19 protein-coding genes are annotated in these 21,964 nt (G+C 72.1%); 11 read left to right on the top strand and 8 right to left on the bottom strand.

The window, feature by feature from the left end:
- Positions 1–144 precede the first annotated feature (144 nt).
- The 3 genes from VH969_RS18880 (at position 145) to VH969_RS18890 (ending at position 4,080) form a co-directional block, all read left to right on the top strand.
- Positions 145–786, top strand: coding sequence for a PadR family transcriptional regulator (locus VH969_RS18880; protein ID WP_331975963.1), 642 nt, complete (start codon positions 145–147; stop codon positions 784–786).
- A gap of 40 nt (positions 787–826) precedes the next feature.
- Positions 827–2,392 (top strand): DHA2 family efflux MFS transporter permease subunit, encoded by a 1,566-nt coding sequence (locus tag VH969_RS18885; protein WP_414638566.1) that lies wholly within the window; start codon positions 827–829, stop codon positions 2,390–2,392.
- Between the two features lie 71 nt (positions 2,393–2,463).
- Positions 2,464–4,080: an FAD-dependent monooxygenase gene (locus VH969_RS18890; protein WP_331975967.1), complete on the top strand. Its 1,617-nt coding sequence runs from the start codon at positions 2,464–2,466 to the stop codon at positions 4,078–4,080.
- Here the strand turns inward: VH969_RS18890 and VH969_RS18895 are convergent.
- The 5 genes from VH969_RS18895 to VH969_RS18915 form a co-directional block, all read right to left on the bottom strand.
- Complete coding sequence (locus VH969_RS18895) at positions 4,077–5,438, bottom strand: Vps62-related protein (protein WP_331975969.1); 1,362 nt, start codon at positions 5,436–5,438, stop codon at positions 4,077–4,079. The genes VH969_RS18890 and VH969_RS18895 overlap by 4 nt on opposite strands.
- A 106-nt stretch (positions 5,439–5,544) precedes the next feature.
- Positions 5,545–5,889, bottom strand: a complete 345-nt coding sequence (locus VH969_RS18900; RefSeq protein ID WP_331975971.1) for a YoaK family protein — start codon at positions 5,887–5,889, stop codon at positions 5,545–5,547.
- A 36-nt stretch (positions 5,890–5,925) separates the two neighbouring features.
- Positions 5,926–6,786 carry an aldo/keto reductase gene (locus tag VH969_RS18905; protein ID WP_331975973.1) on the bottom strand — a complete coding sequence of 287 codons (861 nt, stop codon included), beginning with the start codon at positions 6,784–6,786 and terminating at the stop codon, positions 5,926–5,928.
- 74 nt (positions 6,787–6,860) lie between these two features.
- Positions 6,861–8,087 (bottom strand): alkyl sulfatase dimerization domain-containing protein, encoded by a 1,227-nt coding sequence (locus VH969_RS18910; RefSeq protein WP_331975975.1) that lies wholly within the window; start codon positions 8,085–8,087, stop codon positions 6,861–6,863.
- A 56-nt stretch (positions 8,088–8,143) separates the two neighbouring features.
- Complete coding sequence (locus tag VH969_RS18915; RefSeq protein ID WP_331975977.1) at positions 8,144–9,313, bottom strand: epoxide hydrolase family protein; 1,170 nt, start codon at positions 9,311–9,313, stop codon at positions 8,144–8,146.
- Positions 9,314–9,388: 75 nt separating this feature from the next.
- Here VH969_RS18915 and VH969_RS18920 point away from each other — a divergent pair, with 75 nt between their 5' ends.
- The 3 genes from VH969_RS18920 (at position 9,389) to VH969_RS18930 (ending at position 12,311) form a co-directional block, all read left to right on the top strand.
- Positions 9,389–9,559 carry a hypothetical protein gene (locus VH969_RS18920; protein ID WP_331975979.1) on the top strand — a complete coding sequence of 57 codons (171 nt, stop codon included), beginning with the start codon at positions 9,389–9,391 and terminating at the stop codon, positions 9,557–9,559.
- 81 nt (positions 9,560–9,640) lie between these two features.
- On the top strand, positions 9,641–11,905 hold the full coding sequence (locus tag VH969_RS18925; protein WP_331975981.1) for a catalase: 2,265 nt from the start codon (positions 9,641–9,643) through the stop codon (positions 11,903–11,905).
- Between the two features lie 10 nt (positions 11,906–11,915).
- Entirely contained in the window at positions 11,916–12,311 is a 396-nt protein-coding gene (locus VH969_RS18930) for an ankyrin repeat domain-containing protein (protein ID WP_331975983.1), read from the top strand.
- 153 nt (positions 12,312–12,464) lie between these two features.
- Here the strand turns inward: VH969_RS18930 and VH969_RS18935 are convergent, their stop codons facing one another.
- The 3 genes from VH969_RS18935 to VH969_RS18945 form a co-directional block, all read right to left on the bottom strand.
- Positions 12,465–13,667 (bottom strand): amidohydrolase, encoded by a 1,203-nt coding sequence (locus VH969_RS18935; protein WP_331975985.1) that lies wholly within the window; start codon positions 13,665–13,667, stop codon positions 12,465–12,467.
- The gene (locus VH969_RS18940; protein WP_331975987.1) at positions 13,664–15,130 is read right to left on the bottom strand and encodes an aminotransferase class I/II-fold pyridoxal phosphate-dependent enzyme; all 1,467 of its coding nucleotides are present in this window, start codon (positions 15,128–15,130) and stop codon (positions 13,664–13,666) included. The genes VH969_RS18935 and VH969_RS18940 overlap by 4 nt, the downstream gene beginning before the upstream one ends.
- Positions 15,131–15,209: 79 nt before the next feature.
- On the bottom strand, positions 15,210–16,322 hold the full coding sequence (locus tag VH969_RS18945) for an amidohydrolase family protein (RefSeq protein ID WP_331975989.1): 1,113 nt from the start codon (positions 16,320–16,322) through the stop codon (positions 15,210–15,212).
- Positions 16,323–16,680: 358 nt separating this feature from the next.
- Here VH969_RS18945 and VH969_RS18950 point away from each other — a divergent pair, with 358 nt between their 5' ends.
- The 5 genes from VH969_RS18950 to VH969_RS18970 all read left to right on the top strand — a co-directional run bounded on the left by VH969_RS18950 (position 16,681) and on the right by VH969_RS18970 (position 21,960).
- Positions 16,681–16,899: a hypothetical protein gene (locus VH969_RS18950; protein ID WP_331975991.1), complete on the top strand. Its 219-nt coding sequence runs from the start codon at positions 16,681–16,683 to the stop codon at positions 16,897–16,899.
- 66 nt (positions 16,900–16,965) lie between these two features.
- Positions 16,966–18,060, top strand: a complete 1,095-nt coding sequence (locus VH969_RS18955) for a flavin-containing monooxygenase (RefSeq protein ID WP_331975993.1) — start codon at positions 16,966–16,968, stop codon at positions 18,058–18,060.
- A gap of 50 nt (positions 18,061–18,110) precedes the next feature.
- Positions 18,111–19,736 (top strand): LuxR C-terminal-related transcriptional regulator, encoded by a 1,626-nt coding sequence (locus tag VH969_RS18960; protein WP_331975995.1) that lies wholly within the window; start codon positions 18,111–18,113, stop codon positions 19,734–19,736.
- Positions 19,737–20,092: 356 nt separating this feature from the next.
- A complete protein-coding gene (locus VH969_RS18965; protein WP_331975997.1) occupies positions 20,093–21,082 on the top strand; it encodes a helix-turn-helix domain-containing protein in 990 nt (329 codons plus the stop codon).
- Positions 21,083–21,153: 71 nt separating this feature from the next.
- On the top strand, positions 21,154–21,960 hold the full coding sequence (locus tag VH969_RS18970; protein WP_331975999.1) for a class I SAM-dependent methyltransferase: 807 nt from the start codon (positions 21,154–21,156) through the stop codon (positions 21,958–21,960).
- Positions 21,961–21,964 lie beyond the last annotated feature (4 nt).

A 21,964-nucleotide genomic window follows, 5' to 3' on the forward strand; every position in this document is an offset into this window, starting at 1 on the left:
CCCCCCCCCCCCCCCCCCGCCCCCGCAGAACCAGCTGGACAATTCCTTGACGGCACCGCGGCCCGGTGCTCGACATCGATGAGTCCGGATCGTATAGTCCGCGTGGAATAAACGACGCGGACTCGTCGGGAAGGAGTAGTCGACATGGGGAGGTCGACGGCGCCGCTCACACCGCTGGCCATGGCCGTGCTCGAGCTGCTCCACGAGCGGAACATGCACCCGTACGAGATGACCCAGATCATGCGCGAACGGCGCGTCGACTACCGCGTCAAGCTGCGGCCCGGCTCGCTCTACCACACCGTGGAGCGGCTGGAGTCCCAGGGCATCATCGAGATCGTCGACACCCAGCGGCAGGGCCGGCGGCCCGAGCGGACGGTCTACGGGCTGACCGAGCAGGGGCGGGACGTGTTCGTCGAGCAGGCGCGCGCCATGCTCGGCACCCCGGCGCAGGAGTACCCGCAGTACCCCGTGGCGCTGTCGGCGGCCAGCGAGCTCGACCAGGACGACGCCGTCGAGCAGCTCAAGATGCGCGTGGTCACCCTGCGGGCACAGATCGCCGCAGATCAGGTGGTCATCGACCACGTGCTGACCAGGCAGCTGCCCACGATGTACTGGATCGACTACGCCTACGTGCACCATCAGCGACAGTCCGAACTGGACTGGACGGAGAAGCTGATCGAGGACCTCGAGTCCGGCCGGATCACCTGGCCCGACAGCAAGCCCGACGTGGTGCCCAACCTGTCCGTTGTGGACAACGGGGGGAGACCCGGTGACAAGGCAAGTTAACCCGTGGGCGGCGCTCGCCGCGCTGTGCATCGGGTTCTTCATGATTCTGCTGGACACGACGATCGTGTCCATCGCGATCCCGGCCATGGTCCGGGGCCTGCACACGGACCTCAACTCCGTGGTCTGGGTCATCAGCATCTACCTGCTGGTGTACGCGGTGCCGATGCTGTTCACCAGCCGGCTCGGCGACCGCTTCGGCCCGAAACGGGTCTTCCTCGCCGGCATGGTCGTGTTCACCGCTGCCTCGCTGTGGTGCGGGCTGTCCGGCACGGCCGAGATGCTCATCGCCGCCCGCGCCGTCCAGGGGCTCGGCGCGGCACTGATGACGCCGCAGACGCTGGCGTTCATCACCCACCTCTTTCCGCCCGCCAAGCGCGGCCCCGCGATGGGCATGTGGGGCGGCGTCGCGGGCCTCGCGACGATCACCGGCCCGCTGCTCGGCGGCGTGCTCGTCGACAGCCTCGGCTGGGAGTGGATCTTCTTCGTCAACGTGCCGGTCGGCGTGATCGGGATCGTGCTGACCGTGTGGCTGGTACCGGACTGGCAACCGAAGCGGCTGCACTCGTTCGACATCCCGGGCATCCTGCTGTCGGTCGCGGGGCTGAGCCTGCTGGTCTTCGGCATCCAGAACGGTCAGCGCTACGACTGGGGCGTGGTCTTCGGCGACATCAACATCTTCGAGATCATCGGCGCGGGCATCGTGCTGTTCGTCGCCTTCGTCGTCTGGCAGCGGTACAACCGCAACGAACCGCTCGTGCCGCTGCGGGTGTTCGACAACCGGAACTTCTCGACCGCGACGGTGACCGCGACGGCCATCGGCTTCGCCATGACGGGAATGTTCATCCCGCTGGTGGTCTACACGCAGAACGTGCTCGGCATGTCGCCGACCGAGGCCGGGTTGCTCACCGCGCCCATGTCGCTGCTGTCCGGGATCGTCGCCCCGTTCATCGGCCGCATGTCGGACCGCGCCAACGCCAAGTACCTGGTGATGATCGGGTTCCTGGCGCTGGCCGCGGGGCTCGGGCTGATCGTGCTCCAGGCCGGGCCGGACACCGACCCGTGGGCGCTGATCCCGGCCCTGCTCGTGTCCGGCATCGGTACCGGGTTCGTCTTCGCACCGATGAGCAACATCGCCATGCGCTCGGTCGAACCCGCGCTCGCCGGCACCGCGTCGGGCATCTTCAACACGTCCCGGCAGGTCGGCGGCGTGCTCGGCAGCGCGGCGATCGGCGTGTTGCTGCAGGCGCGGATCAGCGTCTCGATGGGCGCGGCGGCGGCGGACGCGGCGAAGGAGCTGCCGCCGCAGTACCGGTCGGCCTTCGTCGACAGCCTGTCCCACGCCGCGAACTCGGCCAACGAGCTCAGCGATCGCGTCGGCGCCGCCGTCCCGGCCAACCTGCCCCCGTCGGTCGCCGACCAGATCCAGCAGCTCGCCGGCCAGGCGGTCCACAACGGACTCACCGACGCCACCCGCGCGTCCATGCTGCTGCCGATCGTCGTGCTGCTGGTCGGTGCGATCGCCGCGATGCTCATGAAGCCCAACCCGGCGCCCGAGTGGCAGCACGCGCAGGAGGGCACCGCGCCGGCTCCGTCCGAACGGGTCTGACGCCGGTGACTCCGGCGCGCACCTGACGTAGCCTTCCCTCCATCGCCGGTCCCGCGATGGAGGGAACTCGGATGGCTGCGCAGCGTGTTCCGGTCCTGATCGTCGGTGGCAGCCTGGTCGGGCTGTCGATGTCGGTCCTGCTGGCGTCCCGCGGTCTCCCGCACCTGCTGGTGGAGCGGCACCGGGGCACCGCCATCCACCCGCGCGCCGCGGCGTTCCATCAGCGCACGATGGAGATCTTCCGCGGTGTCGGGCTGCAGGACACGGTGGAGGCCGCCGCGGCGCAGGAGTTCGTGCAGAACGGCGCGATCGTCGCGGTGGAGAGCCTGGCCGGCAGGGAGCTGAAGTACTTCTTCAGCTCGTTCAACGCCGGGGTCGAGCACCTGAGCCCGACGTCGCGCATCTTCCTCACCCAGGTCGGGCTCGAACCGGTGCTGCGCAGGCGGGCCGAGGAGCTGGGTGCCGAGCACCGCTTCGCCACCGAGCTGGCCGGCTTCGAGCAACACGACGACGGGGTGACCTGCGTCCTCCGCTCCCGCGACGGTGCCGAAGAGACGGTGGTGGCGCGGTACGTGGTGGCCGCCGACGGGGCGCACAGCGGCGTGCGGCAGCAGCTGGGCATCGACATGCTCGGGCCGGGCACCTTCGCCGACTGCGTCACGATCTACTTCCACGCGAACGTCAAGGACGTGCTCGGGGAGCGCAACCTCAGCGTGGTCTACGTCAACCATCCCGAGCTGCTCGGCTTCTTCCGGTTCTCGATCACCGCCGACTCCGGGTTCCTCGCGGTGTTCGCCACGACCCGCCCGGACGGCACGCTCGACCGCGAGGTGGGCCGCGACCTGAGCCCGCAACGGTGCGCCGGCCTGGTGCGCACCGCGCTCGGCGTGCCCGACCTGCCGGTGGAGATCGACAACGTGCAGCGCTGGCAAGCCGAGGCCGGCTACGCGGCGCGATACCGCGCCGGCAACGTCTTCCTGGCCGGCGACGCCGCGCACGTCATGCCGCCGACCGGCGGCTTCGGCGGCAACACCGGTGTCGCCGACGCGCACAACCTGGCGTGGAAGCTGGCGATGACGCTGGACGGGGTCGCCGGTCCCGGGCTGCTGGACAGCTACGAACCGGAGCGCGGCCCGATCGGCCGGCTGACCACCGAACAGGCCTACGTCCGCTACGTGCTGCGGGTCGACCCGTCCCTGGGTACCGACGACCTGCCGGCCCAGGCGGACGACCCGTCGATCGAGCTGGGCGCGCTGTACCGCTCGGCCGCCATCGCCCCCGACGGCACCGAACCCGCCCCACCGCTGGACGATCCGAACAGCCCCACCGGCCGGCCCGGTGCCCGCGCCCCCCACCTGCCGATCGAGCTCGACGGCCGCGAAGCCTCCACTGTGGACCTGACCGGTCCCGGGTTCACCCTGCTCGCCGCGCAGGACGGGGAGGCGTGGTGCCGAGCCGCGGACGAGGTCGCCACGGAACTGGGGGTGCCGCTGACGGCCCACCACGTCGGTCCCGCCGTCGACACCACCGGGCGGTTCGCCTCGACGTTCGGAATTTCCGCCGAGGGCGCTGTCGTGCTCCGTCCGGACGGGATCGTCGCCTGGCGCTCCGCCGAACCGGCCGAAGACCCCGGCGCTCGGCTGCGGGACGTCATGTCCCGGCTGCTGGCTCGCCGAACCGGTTTCTAGCGCTGCCGCGTCAGGCGCGCGGTCATCGACTGGTCGCCGTCGTCCCTCGTGTACGTCATGTTCAGCACGTCGCCGTCGAGGGTGAGGTCGACCGTGCCGGTGGGCGTGCACGACACCTCGCCCGGGTCGTCGGTGATCGTCTCGCGGAGCTTGGCCTTGTTCGGCTCGACCTCGAGGAGGGTGAGCTTGCCGCCGCAGTCGAGGCCGGGGTAGGCGACGGTGGCCACATCGGTGTCGACCGCGCCGCCGGTCAGCGTCAGGCGCACGTAGTAGGTCTTCTCCGAGGTGGGCTGGTCGGCCGGCTGCGGCGACTTCCACTCCCCGCGCATCGCCGACGGCAGCTGGTCGGCTTCGGAGCAGTGGTGCTCGGTCCAGGCGTCGGTCGGTAGGCGGTCCGGCTGCGGTCCCGCGGGTCCGGTCCGGTGGGTCGCATCCGGCCCGGGCGAGCCGACCGAGCCCCAGCCGCCGCCGTAGCCGTACCAGGGTTCGTCGGCGACCGGCCGGACCGCGTGCCAGGTCTCCCAGCGCGTGCCCTCCGTCGCGATGTCGATGCCGTAGCGGTGCACGCCGCTGTCGGGATAGGACGCGTGCGTGCCCCGCGCGGAGAACACCACCGGATGCCCGTCGGCCCAGTCCAGCTGGTCGTCGCGGACGTAGCAGCTGTTGCCGTGGCCCCACAGCGTCACGCCGACGGCCTGGCCGTCGTCGTCCGTGCGCACGGCGATCCGCTCCCAGTCGCCCTCGTGGTCGAACGCGTCGACCGCCGTGATCGGCGCCGGCGGCACGCCGACGGGGATCGACGGTGCGTCGTTGTACGGGTAGAAGAACCAGTAGACGTAGGCGCCGTCGTAGTACTGCCAGTAGACGGGCGCCGACGTCCCGGTCCCGTGGCGCTGCTCGTCGGGGCCCTTGAGGTAGAAGCCTTCGGCACCCAGCTCGGCCGAGCTGCGCGGGCGGGTGTTCTCGTTGCTCGCGTAGTTGCGCCCGCCGTGCGCGCAGCCGGGCGGGCCGCCCTTGCCCTGGTGCAGGTACTTGCCGGCGGCCAGCATCTCTTGGTCCACGTCGGCGGCGACCCGGTCGTCGCCGCAGCCGTTGTCGTGTGCCCAGCGCAGCTCGGCGGAGTCGACGAACTCGTCCGCCGCCATCGGGCCGTAGGAGTCCAGGTCCGCGAGCCACACCTGCGGCGCGAACCGCTCGGCCTCGCTCGCCCGGTCGGCCGGCGCCCCCGTCGGCTCCGCCGTGTCCGCCGTCTCCGCCGGCGATCCGGTCCGCGGGGCCGTCTGCGGGGGCCGGGTCGGCTGCGGATCCTCGCAGGCCGTCAGCGCGAGCACGCAGGCCACCGTCACCGCTCCAGCCACGTATGGCCGCATCGTGTTACCCCCAGGAGGACCCCAGACCATCTGCGGCAGCACCGTACCCAAGACCAGGGGAATCAGCCACCGTTGATGGTGAGCGGCGTGTTCGTCAACTGGAATGGACCGGGTCCGTCAGGCCAGCAAGCCGACCGCGACCAGGGCGATGGCGCAGGCGGCAGGGCGAGCACGAGGGTCGGTGAGACGCGCAGGAGCAGCGCTCCGACCGCCGCGCCCGCGAGCAGGCGAGGACGGAGCCGCGGCGCAGGGGCTTCGCGCCACTGCCGCCGCCGAGGATGCCGTCGGCGGCGAGGCCGGTGAGCGTCATATTCAGCACCGTCGTGGTCAGGTCGGGCACGGCGATGCGGCGCACGGTGGCGTTCTGGAGCCCCAGGCGCAGGTAGCTCACCGCGTCGATCAGCCCGGAGACGCCGGTCAGCACCAGCAGCAGGGTCACCAGGTGCGACGGCCGACGGGCAGGTCCATGGTGCCGTCAGCCGGCGTGGTTCAGCTCCGCGACCTCCTCCGGACCCAGCGCGATGCCCGCCGCGGCGAGGTTGTCCTCCAGGTGGGACACCGTGCCGGTGCCGGGAATCGGCAGGATCGCGGGGGAGCGGGCGAGCAGCCAGGCGAGCACGACCTGCCGCGGGCTCACACCGTGCCGCCGGGCGATCTCGCCGGCCACCGGGACGCCGTCGAGGTCCTGTATCGGCGCCCACGGCAGGAAGACGAGCTGCTCCTGCTCGCACAGGTCGACCAGCGACTCCGCCCGACGGTCAGTCAGGTTGAACCGGTTCTGGACGGACACGATCGGGGTGAGCCGCTGGGCCTGGCGCAGCTGCTGTTCGGTCACATTGGACACTCCGATGTGACGGATCTTGCCCTGCTCCTTCAGGCGCACGAGCGCGCCGATCGACTCGTCCAGCGGGACGTCCGGATCGGGGCGGTGGAACTGGTAGAGCGGGATCTGCTCGAGCTTGAGCCGCCGCAGGCTGCCCTCGCAGGCCTCGACCAGGTGCTCGGGCCTGCCGTTGGCCGGCCAGCGCCCCGGCCCGGTGCGCTCGAGGCCGCCCTTCGTCGCGATCACCAGGTCGTCCGGGTACGGGTACAGCGTCTCGCCGATCAGCTCCTCGCTCACGTGCGGGCCGTAGGAGTCCGCCGTGTCGATGAAGTCGACCCCGAGCTCGACCGCGCGCCGCAGCACGGCCTTCGCCTCGTCTGCGTCGGCGGGCGGTCCCCAGATGCCGGGCCCGGTGATCCGCATGGCGCCGAACCCGAGCCGGTTGACCGTGATGTCCCCGCCGACGTCGATCGTCCCGGCATCGCCCGCTCGCCCGGTTCGCTGTTCGGCCATGAGCCCTGCTCCTCACGTGTCCGGCCTGAGTCTTCCACCGGAGTGCGGGCAGCGACAGCCGGTGTGGCTCGGCGTCACTGCTCGACGGTGGCGGCGCCGTAGATGCCGCGCGCCATCGTGGACGTCGCGGCGCCGGCGAGCGTGGTGAACACCGTGCGGTGCGTGGCCTGGATGTCCTCATCGGACGGTGCCGCCCGAACGGCCAGCTCGGCGAGCCGGGCGGCGATCCGGGGCTCGTCGTCGGCCAGGGCGCGGGAGGCTCGCTCGGCCAGCGCGTGCGCGCCGCCGCACAGCTCGGCGATCACCGCCGCCTCGCGGCTCGCCGGCGCGGGCTTCAGCGACGCCGGGTCGCCGTCCCACCAGCCGCCGTAGAGCCGCCAGATGTTGCGCACGATGAACTCCGGCTCGTCGTACGCCGGCCGCAGGTACGGCTTGCCCGCCAGGTGCGGCGGCACGGTGACGGTCTGGATGACCTCGTCCAGCCGCGCGCCACGGTTCATCAGCGCCAGCGTCTGCTCGAGCAGCGACTCCAGGTACGAAGCCGTGTCGGTGAGCGCCTCGCGGACGCGCTCGGCACCGACGACCGGCGGGCCGTGGCTGGGCAGCAGGTACGACGCGCCGACCCCGGCCATCGCGCGCAGGGCGGCCGCCCACTCGGCCGGATACCGCTGCGCCTTCTGCGGGTTGCCGCAGTTGGGTGCGTTCCAGATGAACAGATCACCCGGCAGCACCATGTCGAGCTCGGGCACATGGGCCCAGAGGTGGTCGTCGGTCTCGCCGCGGGCGTGGCGCAACGCGAACGTCAGCCCGCCGAGCTCCACTGTGTACCGATCGCGGAACGTCCGATCGGGATAGCGGTACTCGCGCGGCCAGCGCAGCTGCGGAATGCCGAACTGGCGCTGGTTGACCAGCTCGTTGTATCCGCTCGTCAGCTTGTACCGGTCGAACCGCCGGGGCACGTCCTCGTGTGCGATCACGACCGGCCGCGGCCGCGGCTCCGCGTCGAACGGCGCCATGCCGCCGACATGGTCGACATGACCGTGCGAGTAGATCGCGTAGCGCACCGGGTCGGCGCTCCACGCGCGTACCGCGTGGTGCATCGCCTGCGCGGCGAACCCGACGCCGGTGTCGAACAACAGCAGGCCGTCCCCGGTGCGGAACACGGTGACATTGGAGAAGCCCGGCACCACCGCGACCCCGTCGGTGATCTCGTGCGCGGTACCCCAGATGGACCCGTCGGTGAGCAGCCCGTCCATGCCGAGCTCGCCGCGCCACATCCGGTCCGCATACGCCAGCAGCATGGGCCACACTCTGCCACGCCACGGCCGGCACCCGGGGGCACCGGCGACCCGGGCCGTCAGGCCGGGTGGTGGACTCCCGGTAGCCGCTGGAAGAACTCGCGGATGTCGGCGGCGAGCAGGGCGGGCTCGTCGAGCGCGGGGAAATGCCCGCCGCGCGGCATCCTGTTGCACCGCCGCAGGTCCGCGTACGCACGCCGCAACCGTGCCGCGGGCACCGGCTCCTCGAAGAGCGCCACGGCGGCGGGCGTGGTGATCCGCTCGCCGGCCGACAGCGGTTTGCTGTCCACTCCGGACGGAACGTCGGGCCGGCCGGCCCACGCCTCGGGACGGCCCGCGCTGCCCAGGGCCCAGTCGCGGTAGACGGCGAACGAGGTGCCGATGGTGCCGGTGATCCAGTAGATCATGATCGTGGTGAGCAGGTCGTCCATGTGGGCCGGCGCCTCGAGGTCGCCGTCGCTCCAGTCGTGCCACTTGTCGGCGATCCACGCGGCGAGTCCGGCGGGGGAGTCGTTGAGCGCGGTGGCGATGGTGTCCGGGCGCGTGCGCTGGATGTGGGCGTAGCCCCCGCCCGCCTCCTGCGCCGCCCGTCGCCGGGCCAGGAACGTGCGCTCCGCCCCGGTCGGCGTGCCGGCCCCCGCGGCCGGCTCGGCGGGCTCGGCGGGCATGGTGACGTGGATGCCGGCGACGGCGTCCGGAAACTCGAGTGCGAGACGGTTGGTGACCATCGCCCCGATGTCGCCGCCGTGAGCGCCGTAGCGCGGGTGGCCGAGGACGTAGGTCATGAGCCGGTGCCAGACGGCGGGTATTTGTGCTGCGTCCGGGACCGGCTGGGAGAAGCCGAACCCGGGCAGGGACGGGATCACCAGGTCGAAGCCGGGCAGGTGGTCGACCAGCGGCAGGAACTCCCAGCAGGTGCTCGGCCAGCCATGGGTGAGCAGCAGCGGGAACGGCGCCGGGCCCCGGCCACGGACGTGGAGGAAGTGCACGACCTGCCCGTCGACCTCGGCGAGGTACTGCGGATGGCGGTTGAGCCACGCCTGGCGGGCAGGCCAGTCGAACCCGTCGCGCCACCGTTCGAGCAGCGCGCGCAGGTACGTCTGGGCCACGCCGGCCGCCCAGCCGGGCCGCGCCGAGCGGGGCAGCCAGCGGGTAGCCGCGAGGCGCTCGGCGAGGTCGGCGAGCACGCCGGAGGGTACGTCCACGTGGAAGGCAACGGGATCGGCCATCGTCTGTGGCCTACCCCGGCGCGGACCGGGTATGCCGTTCTCGATCGCGCATCCGACCCCAGGGAGGTGGTCCAGGTGACCGACGCATACCCGGAGCAGTACCCGCTCAGTGCCGACCAGGAGGAGGGGGCGAACCCGGAGAAGTTCGCCCAGGAAGCCGGGCTGGACCCCACTCCTCAGGAGGTGGCGGAGTACCAGGAGATGGTGGGCGACGCGCCCGCGGAGCCGGCGGCGGAAGACCGGTAGCGGCCCGCGGGGTCACGGGTGAGTAGGTGGCGGATCCATGGGTACGGCCCCTCGAACCGTTCCACCACGAGGGAGGATCCAGTGGCCCCGAAGAAGCCAGGAAGACTGGTCAAGGCAGCACTCGAGAAGGCGGCGGAGAAGGTCACCGAGCTGGTGAACCCACCGATCCCCGGCGCCCCGAACAGCGAGCCGCCGCAGCTCGAGGAGCCCGTCGAGCCGCGGGGGCCGTTGACGCCCAAGCCGGACCAGACCGGACCGGAGACGGTGTCGCCGACGGGGGCGCCGACCGGTGCCCCGAAGCTGGCCAAGGGCCAGCAGGGCGAGCACCTCACCACGTCCGCCGGCGCGCGGCTGTACGACACCGACCACTCGCTGAAGGCGGGCGAGCGCGGACCGACGCTGCTGCAGGATCACCACCTGCGCGAGAAGGTCATGCACTTCGACCACGAGCGCATCCCGGAGCGGGTCGTGCACGCGCGCGGGAGCGGGGCGCACGGCGTGTTCGTCGGCTACGGCACGGCCGCGAACGTGTGCAAGGCCGCGTTCCTGGACGACGGCGTCGAGACACCCGTGTTCGTGCGGTTCTCCACGGTCCTCGGCTCCCGCGGGTCGGCCGACACCGTCCGCGACACCCGCGGGTTCGCGACGAAGTTCTACACCCGGGAAGGCAACTTCGACCTCGTCGGCAACAACATCCCGGTCTTCTTCATCCAGGACGGGATCAAGTTCCCCGACATCATCCACGCCGGCAAACCGCATCCGGACCGGGAGATCCCGCAGGCGCAGAGCGCGCACGACACGTTCTGGGACTTCGTCTCGACCCACACCGAGGCCACCCACCACGTCATGTGGAACATGTCCGACCGCGCGATTCCCCGGTCCTACCGGACGATGGAGGGCTTCGGGGTGCACACGTTCCGCCTCGTGAACGAGGCGGGGGAGACCGCGCTCGCGAAGTTCCACTGGAAGCCGAAGCTGGGCGTGCACTCCCTGGTGTGGGAGGAGGCGCAGATGATCAGCGGCGCCGACCCGGACTTCCACCGCCGCGACCTCGCCGACGCCATCGAGTCCGGCGCCTACCCGCAGTGGGAGCTCGCCGTCCAGGTCTTCCCCGACACGCCGCGGCAGACGTTCGAGGGCATCGACCTGCTGGACCCGACGAAGATCGTGCCGGAGGAGCTCGCCCCGGTGCAGCCGGTCGGGATGCTCACGCTCAACCGCAACCCGATGAACTTCTTCGCCGAGACCGAGCAGGTCGCGTTCCACCTCGGGAACCTCGTGCCGGGCATCGACGTCACGGACGACCCGCTGTTCCAGGCGCGGCTGTTCTCCTACCTCGACACGCAGCTGACCCGGCTCGCCGGGCCGAACTTCAACCAGATCCCCGTCAACCGCCCGCACGCGCCGGTCAACGACATGTTCCGCGACGGCTTCCACCAGCACGCGGTGCACGCCGGCGTCGCCCCGTACAAGCCCAACACCCTCGACGCCGGCAACCCGTTCGAGGCGCGGGCCGAGGACCGGCCGCTCGTCGAGGTGGCCCAGCCGCTGCCGAAGGCGGTGAAGGTCCGGCAGGCGCCCACGTCCTTCGCCGACCACTTCACGCAGCCGAGGCTGTTCTGGCAGAGCCTGTCGCCGGTGGAGAAGGAGCACGTCGTGCGCGCGTTCACCTTCGAGCTCGGCAAATGCTACGAGCAGGCCGTCAAGGAACGCGAGCTGCTGGTGCTGGCCAACGTCGACTCCGTGCTGTGCGCGCAGGTCGCCCAGGGGCTCGGTCTGCCGGCGCCGACCGCCACCGGACGGCCGAAGAAGGTCATGCCGAGCCCGGCGCTCTCGCAGGTCGGCAGGACGTGGCCGACCGACGGCCGCATGATCGGCATCGTCGTCGACCCCGGCGACCTCGACGGCGTGCGGACGGTTCGCGAGGCGATCCTGGCCGACGACATGGTGCCGCTGCTGATCGCGCCGACCGGCGGTCCCCTCGACGGCGACAGCGGCCTGGTCGCCCAGCGCACGTTCCTCACCGCCCGGTCGGTCGAGTTCGACGCCCTGCTGCTCGCCGGCAGCCCGCCACCCGGCGCGGACGCGGTGCCCTCCCGTGACGCCAAGGCAGGCGCGGCGGACGGTGCCGTCGACCCGCGCGTCGTGCTCATGGTGCAGGAGTGCTTCCGCCACGCGAAGGCCGTCGGCGCGTGGCGGGGCGGGCGCGCCGCGCTCGAGGCCGCCGGCTGCGGCACCGGGCCCGGGATCGTGCTCGACGACGACCCGTCGAGCGTGCTCAAGAAGATGACCGAGCTGCTCGGCGCCCACCGCGTGTGGGAGCGCTTCCCGGCGAAGGTCTCGTGAAGGGCCGGTCGTGACCGAATCCCTCACCGTGGAGGAGCTCGCCTACCTCCGCTCGATGTTCGACCTCGCCCGCGCCGGCGACACGGGCCGGCTGGTCGAGGCGATCGACGCGGGGATCCCGGTGAACCTCACCAACGATGCCGGCAACTCCCTGCTCATCCTCGCGGCGTACCACGACCACGCGGACCTGGTGGGTGCCCTGCTCGACCGGGGTGCCGACACGGCGCGGGTCAACGACCAGGGGCAGACGGCGCTCGGGGCGGCGGTCTTCCGCCGCTGCGAGCGCAGCGTCACGCAGTTGCTCGCCGCGGGCGCGGACCCGGCCCTCGGCCCCCGCTCGGCGCTCGACATCGCGCGCTTCTTCGACCTGCCGGAGATGCTGGCTCTGCTGGGGCGGGAAGGCTGACCTCGGCTCAGTCCGGGGGCTCGGTGGTCTCGCCTTGTTCCGGGCCCTCCTCTCCCTCTTCGATCCGTAGGTCTTCGGCCCGTACGTCGGGTTCCTCGCCCGCCGGCACGCCGTCCCTACGGGAGTGTGGGTTCGGCTCGGACGGTGTCGTCGTCATGCGAGTGCGGTACCCGCGGGCGTCTCCGGGAAACGCCGGCCCGCCTCGCGTAGCTCGGCCCACGCCGCGTCCCGCAGGGCCGGTTCGCGGAACACGTCGACGGCGGTGCCGGCGAGCGCGCCGGCGGCGGCCAGCATCGTGGCGCGGCCGCGGTCGCTCGCCGCCGCGGTGGCGAACTGCGGCGTGTGGTCGGACTCGTCCGGCCCGACGATCGCGACGAACGGGTGGATCGCGGGCACCACCGTGCTGACGTTGCCGATGTCGGACGAGCCGAGGAACACGCCGGGTGCCGGCTCGGTCAGGACGATGCCGTCCTCGGCGAGGTGCGCGGCGAACCGGTCGGCGAGGACGGAACTGTTCCGGAAGTGGTGGTAGGGCTCGCGCTCCCGGGCGATCGTCGTGGTCGTCCCGGTCGCGGCCGCGACGGCGTGGGCCATCGCCGACACGGTCGCCGCGAGCTCGTCGAGTGCGGCGGTGGTGAGCGCGCGCAGCCCGAACCTGGCCTGCGCCCGGTCGGGCACGATGTTGGTGGCCTCGCCGCCGTGCGTGATGATCCCCTGGATGTGCGAGCCGGCGGGCAGCCGCGGCCGGACGGCGGCGATCGTGGTGAACAGCTGGATCAGGCCGGCGAGGGCGTCGATGCCCTCGGTCGGGTTGCCGGTGGGGTGGGCGGCGCGGCCGTGGACGGTGACGGTGAGCTCGACCTGCGCGGTCAGCGGAGCCCACGCCCAGTCGTGCGCGCCGGGGTGGAACATCAGCGCCGCGTCCACCTCGTCGAACACCCCGTGGTTCACCTCGGTGATCTTTCCGCCGCCGCCCTCTTCGGCCGGGGTGCCGACCACCAGCAGCGTGCCGCCGGGATCCGGCAGCGCGTCCCGGACGGCGAGCGCGGCGCCGAGACCGGCCGCGGCGATCAGGTTGTGGCCGCAGGCGTGCCCGAGCCCGGGCAGTGCGTCGTACTCGAGCAGCAGCGCGACGGTGGGCCCGGGACCGCTGCCGTGCCGTGCGGTGAACGCGGTGGGCAGCCCGGCGACGCCGCGCTCGATGTCGAACTCCGCGAGCTCCGCGCAGAGCCGCTCCACCGCCCGATGTTCGTCGAACGCGGTCTCCGGGTCGCGGTGCAACGCCAGGGCGAGGTCCCAGAGACGGGTCGCGTGCGCCTGGACGTGTGCCCGGACGTCCGCTTCCGCGACGCTCATCGAGCGACCACACGCACCGACCGCACGTCCGCGTCGACCGGATCCGGGAGCATCATCCCGGCGGCGATGCCCGTGCGCAGGTAGTCGAGCACGGCTTCGGTGATGACCTCGCCGGGCAGCACCGCGGGTGCGCCGGGCGGGTACGGCGTGATCATCTCCGCGCTGATCCGGCCCACCGCGTCGGTCACCGCGAGCTGCTCGGTCCCGGCGAAGAACGCGTCCCGCGGCGACATCTCGGTACGCAGCTCCAGCTCGGACGGGCTCGGCAGGTCCACGGGACGCGGGGCGGGCAAGCCGGATTCCCGGAGTCCGGCGACGGCACGCAGGAGCGTCGCCGTCGTGGCCTCGTCGTCCGCGATCGTCAGCTGCGCGACGATCCGGCGGTGGTCGGACAGGCCGACCGCCACGCGTTCGTGGTCGCGCAGCCAGTCCGTGGCCTGGTACCCGCTGATGCCCAGGCCGGACACATCGATCACGATCTTGAGCGGGTCGTAGGCACAGGCGGCGCCGGGGCCGGTGAACTCCTCGCCCATGACCCGGACACCGTCCAGCTCGGCGAGCGCGGCACGGGTCTCGTGGCAGAGGGCGAGCGCCTGGCCGAGCAGGGTCGCCCCGTGCTCGACCATCTGCCGGCGCCAGCCGTCGAGCGTCGCGTACACCAGGGAGGTCGGGCTCGTCGTGCCCAGCAGGTCCTCGCGCGCCTTCAACACCGCGGGATCCACCCGCTCGCCCCGCAGGTGGAACACCGAGCTCTGCTCGACCGCCGAGCCGGACTTGTGCACGCTCGTCACGCAGACGTCGGCGCCGGCGTCCATCGCCCACGGCGGCAGGTCGGGATGGAACGGCAGGTGGGCGCCCCACGCCTCGTCCACGATCAGGGGCCTGCCGTACTCGTGGCAGACCTCGGCGACCGCCGCGATGTCCCCGCAGGCGCCGTAGTCGGTCGGGGTCACCAGCAGCATGCCCTTCGCGTCCGGCTCCTCCTCGAAGCACTTGCGGACGTCGTCCGCCGCGGGCGGGTGCGACAGGTGCAGCTCGGCGTCCCAGCGTGGTGGCACCCACACCGGCGCGACGCCCGACAGGATCAGGCCGGAGATCACGGACTTGTGCGACTGGCGGGCGACGAGCAGCTTCTCGTGTGGACCGGCGACGGCGAGCATCGCGCTCTTCACGGACAACGAGCTGCCACAGGTGGAGAAGAAGGCGTGGTCGGCGTTGACGGCGTCGGCCATCAGCTCCTGCGCTTCCTTCAGCACGCCCTGCGACGCCAGCCGGTCGTCGAGCCCGTTCAACGCGATGACGTCCGAGGTGAACACCGCTTCGCCGAGGACGTCGAGGACCCGCTGGTCCACTCCCCGTCCCTGGCGGTGACCCGGCGGGTTGAACGGAGTGAACCCCTGCTCGTGGTACGCGCGCACAGCCTCCAGCACCGGTGCGCGGCTGTGGTCCAGGTCGTGCGCCATCGGCATCCCCTCCGCCGGCCCGGCTACCCGGGCAGGGCGCGGCCAAACGACGGCACCGGCGAACCACGTCGGTGAGCGGTCAGGCGAGTGCGTCGAGGCGGGCGTCCAGGCGCGGGTAGACGCGGCGGGCGTTGGCCTCGTAGACCTTGTGCCGGTCGAGGGGACCGAGCGGCAGGGCGTCGATGTAGCGGCGGGTGTCGTCGAAGTAGTGGCCGGTCTGCGGGTCGATGCCGCGGACGGCGCCGATCATCTCCGAGCCGAACAGGATGTGGTCGACGTCGATCACGTCGAACAGCAGGTTGATGCCGGGCTGGTGGTAGACGCAGGTGTCGAAGAAGACGTTGGGCAGGACCCATTCCGACAGCGGCGGCCGGCCGAGCATGTCGGTCAGCCCGCGGAAGCGGCCCCAGTGGTACGGCACCGCGCCACCACCGTGCGGGATGACGAACCGCAGCCCGGGAAAGTCCGTGAACAGGTTCCCCTGCAGCAGCTGCATGAACGCGGTGGTGTCCGCGTTGAGGTAGTGCGATCCGGTGGCGTGGAAGTTCGGGTTGGTGACCGCGGAGACGTGCACCATCGCGGGGACGTCGAGCTCGATCATGGCCTCGTAGAGCGGATACCAGTACCGGTCGGTCAGCGGCGGGGAGGTCCAGTGCCCGCCGCTGGGGTCGGGGTTGAGGTTGCAGCCGACGAACCCGAGTTGCTCCACGCACCGCCGCAGCTCGCCGACGGAGTGCACGATCGGGACGCCGGGGGACTGAGGCAGCTGGCAGACGCCGGCGAAGTGGTGCGGGTAGAGGGAGACGACGCGGGCGATCAGGTCGTTGCACACGCGCGCCCAGGCGGCGCTGGCCGTCTCGTCGCCGAAGTGGTGGCCCATGGCGGACGCGCGCGGGGAGAAGATCGTGAGGTCGACACCGCGTGCCCGCATGAGCCGCAGCTGACCGTCCTCGAGGGACGCGCGGATCTCGTCGTCCGAGATCGCCGGGTAGCGCGGTGGTTGCCGTCCCGCCTGGTACGCGGTCTGCTGGGCTTCCCGCCAGGTGCTGTGGGCGGCCGGGGCGGTCGTGAAGTGGCCGTGGCAGTCGATGATCACGTCGGCGCCTTGGTCGACGATCGGGGTGCCGTGGGTGTGGAACGTCTCGGTGGTGCGCAGCTGGATCGGCCCGACGTGGGCGATGTCCCTGCGCACGTCCGGTCGTGGGTGAGGAGCGGGTCCGGGCTCATTCGGTCGCCTTTCCACTGCGGGGCCACACGCGGCCGTCGGACAGCTTGCGGGCCGGGCGCACGGCCGTGCTGCGGGCCACGCGTCGCCGGGCCCGCGGGGCCGAGGTCGACGGCGACGTCGAACGTGCCGGCCGGGTGTTCGACGTGGACGTCGCGGTCGACCGGGGTGCCGGGATGCGCGACGGTGTCCGGGGTCCGCACGGCCACCGCGACGGAAATGGCGCCGAGGACACCGATCGCGCGTGGACTCGATGCGGGATGAACGTCCGTGTGGTGAGCGTACCGCCGCGGCGCGGTGGGGACACGATGGTGACCTTCGGGACATGGACATGCTGGGCTACGCCGACCTGAACGCCAGGCTGCACGTCCGCCGCATCGCCCGCCACCAGACCGCGACGCGGCTCATCGAGCATCTGCACGACAGATGGTCCGCCCGCGACCCCGAGCGGGCCGAACGCGCCTTAGGCACCCACCTGGACCGCGTGCTGAAGATGCTGACCACCGTCGCCTCCCCCAAGGGCGACCCGCCGGAAGATGCATGATTCACCCGATGCCGCCGGTGGGGTGAGTTCCTAGCGTCGTGCCTGTCCACGACCCGGAGGCACGCCATGTCCCACCAGCACATCGAAACGCTCGTCATCGGCGCCGGGCAGGCCGGCCTGTCGACGGGCTACCACCTGCGCCGGCTCGACCGGCCGTTCCTGATCGTCGACGGCAACGAGCGCGTCGGCGACAACTGGCGCCAGCAGTGGGACACGCTGCGGCTGTACACGCCGGCGAAGTACGACGGCCTGCCGGGCCTGCCGTTCCCGGGGGATCGGTGGGCCTTCCCGCAGAAGGACGCGGTGGCCGACTACCTGGAGAGCTACGCCCTGCACTGGGACCTGCCGGTGCGCATGAGCACCCGCATCGACGCGCTCGAGGCCCGCACGGAGGGCGGCTACGCCGCGTCGCTCGGGGCGGACACGATCACGTGCGACAACGTGGTGGTCGCGACCGGCACGTTCGGCCGCACCCCCTACGTGCCCGCCTTCGCCGCGGAGCTCGACCCCTCGGTGCGGCAGCTGCACTCCAGCCAGTACCGCCGGCCGGGCCAGCTGCGCCCGGGCCGGGTGCTGGTCGTCGGGGCCTCGCACTCGGGCACCGACGTCGCCTACGAGGTCGCCCGCAGGCACGAGACCGTCCTCTGCGGACGCGACTGCGGGCAGCTTCCGTTCCGGTTCGAGCACCGCGGTGCCCGGATCATCATGCCGGCACTGTTGTTCCTCGCCCGGCACCTGCTCACCCGGCGCAATCCGATCGGCCGCAGGGCGATGGGGGAGATCCGCTTCCATGGCGGCCCGATGATCCGGGTCAAGCGGGCGGACCTCGCCGACCGCGGCGTCGAGCGGGTGCTGTCGCGGGTGACCGGGGTGTCCGGCGGGCAGGCGATGCTCGACGACGGTCACGTGGTCGAGGCGGCCAACGTGGTGTGGTGCACCGGTTTCCGGCAGGTCTTCGACTGGATCAAGCTGCCGATCCTGGGGGCGGACGGCTGGCCGGCGGAGTACCGCGGCGTCGTCGACGCGGCGCCCGGCCTGTACTTCTGCGGCCTGGCGTTCCAGTACGCGTTCAGCTCGATGGTGCTGCCGGGGATCGGCCGCGACGCGGCGTACGTCGCCCGCCACGTCGCCGCGCGCTCCCGGGCCCGCGTGCTCGCGTGAGGTCCGGGCCCGGCCGTCGCGGGCTATCATCCGGCCGAGGCGATGACGCGATGGGCGTGGTGGAGGATCTGCGTTGGGCACGCGAGGCCTTCGAGCGGCGTGAGTGGCTCGCGGCGTACACCGGGCTGTCCGAACGCGACGGTTCCGCGCTGACGCCGGAGGACTTCACCCGGCTCGCCACGGCGGCGTTCCTGGTCGGGCGCGGCAACGACGCCATCCAGGCCCTGCAGCGCGCGTACCAGGTGAGCATCGACGCCGGGGACACGCTCGCCGCGGTCCGATGTGGATTCTGGCTGGCCTTCCTGCTGATGGAAGCCGGCGAGCCCGCGGTCGGCGGTGGCTGGGTGGCCCGCTGCCGGCGGCTGCTGGACGAGCTCGGCGAGGACGTCGTCGAGCGCGGGCACGTGCTGGTCATGGTGATGATGGGGCACATCTTCGCCGGGGAGTACGACCGCGCGGAGGCGCTGGCCGTCGAGATCGGTGACTACGGCAGGCGGTTCGCCGACCCCGCCCTGGCCGCGCAGAGCCTCAACGCCCGGGGCCGGATGCTGCTCTACCAGGGCCGGGTGCCCGAAGGGCTCGCACTGCTGGACGAGGCGATGGTCGCGATCACGACCGGCGAGCTGTCGCCGGTCTTCGCCGGCATGATCTATTGCTCGCTTGTCGAGGCCTGCCAGGAGGTTTCCGACTACGGCCGGGTCGTGGAATGGACCGCCGCGCTGACCGCGTTCGTCGACGCGCAGCCGGACCTGGTGGCGTTCACCGGACAGTCCGCCGTCCACCGTGGCCAGATCATGCGGGTGCGCGGCGCGTACACCGAGGCGGTGGAGGAGTTCGAACGCGCGGCGCGGCGGTACGTCGCGACCGAGACGCCGGCGGCCGCGGGCCTGGCCTGGGCCGAGTGCGGAGACGTGCATCGCATCCGCGGGGACTACGCCGCCGCCGCGCGCGCCTACCGCGAGGCGGGGGAGTTCGGCTACGAGCCGCAGCCGGGTCTCGCCCAGCTGTGGCTCGCCCGCGGCCGGGCCGACGCCGCCGTCGCCGCGATCCGCCGGCTGCTCGCCGAGCCGCGCGATCCGGTGAGCCGCACCCGGCTGCTCCCCGGCGCGGTCGAGGTACTGCTGGCGGCCGGTGCGATCGAGGACGCGGCGGCACTCGGCGAGGAGCTCACCCGAGCGGCGGCGACCTTCGGCATCGCGGCGATCCGCGCGTTCGCGTGTTTCGCGCAGGGCAGCGTCCTCCTGGCTCGTGGAGAGGCGTCGGCCGCGATCGCCGAGCTGCGCCGCTCGATGCACCTGTGGCAGGAGCTCGGCGCCCCGTACGAGGTCGCCCACTGCCGGCTCCTGCTCGGCAAGGCCATGCTCGCCCTCGATGACGCCGAGTCGGCGGCCGCGGAGCTCGCCACCGCGTGTCGCGCGTTCCACGATCTCGGCGCGTTGCCCGCCGAGCACGCGGCGAGCGTCCTCATGGGCCCGTCGGCACCGGGCGGCCTGACCCGCCGCGAGCTCGACGTCCTCCGGCTGGTGGCGAACGGCGCCAGCACTCCGCAGATCGCGAAAAGCCTCGTGCTGAGCCAGAAGACCGTGGAACGCCACCTGGCGAACATCTTCACCAAGCTCGGCGTCTCGTCGCGAACGGCCGCCGCCAGGTTCGCCTTCGACCACGACCTGATCTGACCACCTGACGACCGTGCCCCGGCCACCACTGCCGATCCGGGAATCCAATGTGGACACCGACTCTCCGCCGTGCCGGCGTCCCGGGAGCGGCTGTGGTCGGACACGCGGCGTGGGGCCGGCCACCCGCGACCATCACCTACGACGGGGGACCGCGCGGGCCTCGTCCGGCACGAGCGGGAGATCGCCGCGCACGACGACGGACCGGTGCGCTGGGAGGTCCACCGGGACTTCCACCGGGACTTCCACCGGGCAATCCGTGCACCTGATGGGAAACCGGCGTATCCGGGCATGGGAATCATTGCTGGGTGGGCGAAGGGTTCGGCGTTATGCTGAGCTTTCGCAGGGGTGGAGAAGCGATGAGCACGCTGATTCGCGTCGACGAGGTGCCCGCGGCCGAGCGGCTCGACTTCGTCACGGACATGACGGCAGCCACGTGGGTTCCCATGGAATGCCGCGCCCTGTACAAGACCGACTACCAAGGGGAGTTCCGCGCCAGCGGCCTCGGCGCGATGCAGGTGGTCGTCATGGACATCATGCCCATCACCGTGCGGCGCACGCCGGACCTGATCTCCCAGGTGGACCCGGACCTGCTGAAGATGGTCCTGGTGCGCGGCGGCAACTCCTGCGTGGTCGACCAGGGTGACCGGCAGGCCCACCTCGAGGCGGGCGAGTTCGCCGTCTACGACACGCGGCGCCCGTACGAGGTCGTCTGCGGGGTCGACGGCGAGCAGCCGACCCAGATGATGACCTTCATGTTCCCGCCGTCGATGATGCCGCTGCCGCGCAGCCGGCTCAGCGAGCTGGCCGCCCTGCGCTTCCCGGCCACCGCCGGTCTGGGTGACCTGACCTCGCAGTTCCTCCTCCAGCTGGCCCGCAACGTCGACCTCTACAGCCCGGCCGAGGCCGCGCGGCTGTCGGCCGCCGCTCTCGAGGTGCTGGCAACGCGGCTGGCGCGGGCGCTGGACGTCGAGGGCTGGGGCACGCCGGAGTCCCGCCGGCACGCCCTGCTCACCACCGTGCAGGCGTTCATCCACCAGCACCTCGGCGACCCCGCGCTGACACCGGCCGCGGTCGCCGCCGCCCACCACATCTCGCTGCGGTCGCTGCACCAGCTCTTCCACGACGAGGGCCTGACGGTCGCCGGCTGGATCCGCCGGCGACGCCTCGAGGGCTGCCGCCGCGACCTCGCCGATCCGGCGCTCGCGTCCCGCCCGGTCGCGGCCATCGCGAGCAGGTGGGGCTTCACGAGCGCGGCCGACTTCAGCCGCGTCTTCCGGGCCGTGCACGGGTTGCCGCCCTCGGAGTACCGCAGGTTTGCACGCGATGTGAACGTCTCTGCGCGGTAGCCCAACGACAGCTCCGCGCCCCTCCGCCGATCCTGTGCCTCAGGCAAACGGCAACACAGAGGGGCACCGAGATGAACAGCTACCCGTTCGCGGACCGAGCCGCCGAGGACGAACGTCTTGTCGCGCAGGGCGCACTCTTCGATCCGCTCACCGTCCGGCTGCTGACGCGGGCCGGCCTGGCACCGGGCATGCGCGTGCTCGACCTGGGCAGCGGCGCGGGCAACGTCGCGCGGCTGGCTGCCGAGCTGGTCGGGCCGGACGGCGCCGTCGTCGGCATCGAGCAGGACCCGGCCGCGGTCGAGCTCGCCCGGCGGCGCACCGGCGCGACCAACATCGAGTTCCGCGTGGGCGACGCGCAGACACTGGAGGGGGTCGAAGGCGACTTCGACGCCGTGATCGGGCGGCTGTTCCTCATGTACCTGCCGGATCCCGTGGCCGCGCTCAGCCGCGCCGCCACCCGGGTCCGGCCCGGCGGCCTTATCTGCATCCACGAGACCGACCTGGACTACGTGCCGGCCTTCCCGTACACGCCGCTGTGGAGCGAGGCGCACGGGTGGTTCCTGGAGGCACTGGAGAAGGCGGGGATCGAGCGGCGCATGGGTCCCTCGTTGTTCGCCGCGTTCCGCGCCGCCGGGCTGCCGGCGCCGCGCCTGCTGGTCGAGACGTTCGCCGAAGGCGGGCCGGAGGCGCCCGCGTGGGGCTGGGCCAACGTGATCGCCGCCGCGGTGCCCCTAATGGAACGGACCGGGGTGGCGATGTACGCCGAGGTGGATCCGCCCACGCTGGCCGACCGCCTGCTGGCGGAGACCCTCGCCTGCGACGGCTGTGTCATCGGCCCGCCGATGACCGGGGCTTGGGTCACCGTGCCCGAGGAGTGATGAC

Source organism: Actinophytocola sp., from assembly GCF_036555685.1.
In the GTDB taxonomy this organism is placed as follows: domain Bacteria; phylum Actinomycetota; class Actinomycetes; order Mycobacteriales; family Pseudonocardiaceae; genus Actinophytocola.

Bases quoted from the DNA above. Each gene is read 5' to 3' on its own strand.
- VH969_RS18880 (WP_331975963.1), top strand. From the start codon at position 145: ATGGGGAGGTCGACGGCGCCGCTCACACCGCTGGCCATGGCCGTGCTC.
- VH969_RS18885 (WP_414638566.1), top strand. From the start codon at position 827: ATGATTCTGCTGGACACGACGATCGTGTCCATCGCGATCCCGGCCATG.
- VH969_RS18890 (WP_331975967.1), top strand. From the start codon at position 2,464: ATGGCTGCGCAGCGTGTTCCGGTCCTGATCGTCGGTGGCAGCCTGGTC.
- VH969_RS18905 (WP_331975973.1), bottom strand. From the start codon at position 6,786: ATGGCCGAACAGCGAACCGGGCGAGCGGGCGATGCCGGGACGATCGAC.
- VH969_RS18910 (WP_331975975.1), bottom strand. From the start codon at position 8,087: ATGCTGCTGGCGTATGCGGACCGGATGTGGCGCGGCGAGCTCGGCATG.
- VH969_RS18915 (WP_331975977.1), bottom strand. From the start codon at position 9,313: ATGGCCGATCCCGTTGCCTTCCACGTGGACGTACCCTCCGGCGTGCTC.
- VH969_RS18935 (WP_331975985.1), bottom strand. From the start codon at position 13,667: ATGAGCGTCGCGGAAGCGGACGTCCGGGCACACGTCCAGGCGCACGCG.
- VH969_RS18940 (WP_331975987.1), bottom strand. From the start codon at position 15,130: ATGGCGCACGACCTGGACCACAGCCGCGCACCGGTGCTGGAGGCTGTG.
- VH969_RS18950 (WP_331975991.1), top strand. From the start codon at position 16,681: ATGGACATGCTGGGCTACGCCGACCTGAACGCCAGGCTGCACGTCCGC.
- VH969_RS18955 (WP_331975993.1), top strand. From the start codon at position 16,966: ATGTCCCACCAGCACATCGAAACGCTCGTCATCGGCGCCGGGCAGGCC.
- VH969_RS18960 (WP_331975995.1), top strand. From the start codon at position 18,111: ATGGGCGTGGTGGAGGATCTGCGTTGGGCACGCGAGGCCTTCGAGCGG.
- VH969_RS18965 (WP_331975997.1), top strand. From the start codon at position 20,093: ATGAGCACGCTGATTCGCGTCGACGAGGTGCCCGCGGCCGAGCGGCTC.
- VH969_RS18970 (WP_331975999.1), top strand. From the start codon at position 21,154: ATGAACAGCTACCCGTTCGCGGACCGAGCCGCCGAGGACGAACGTCTT.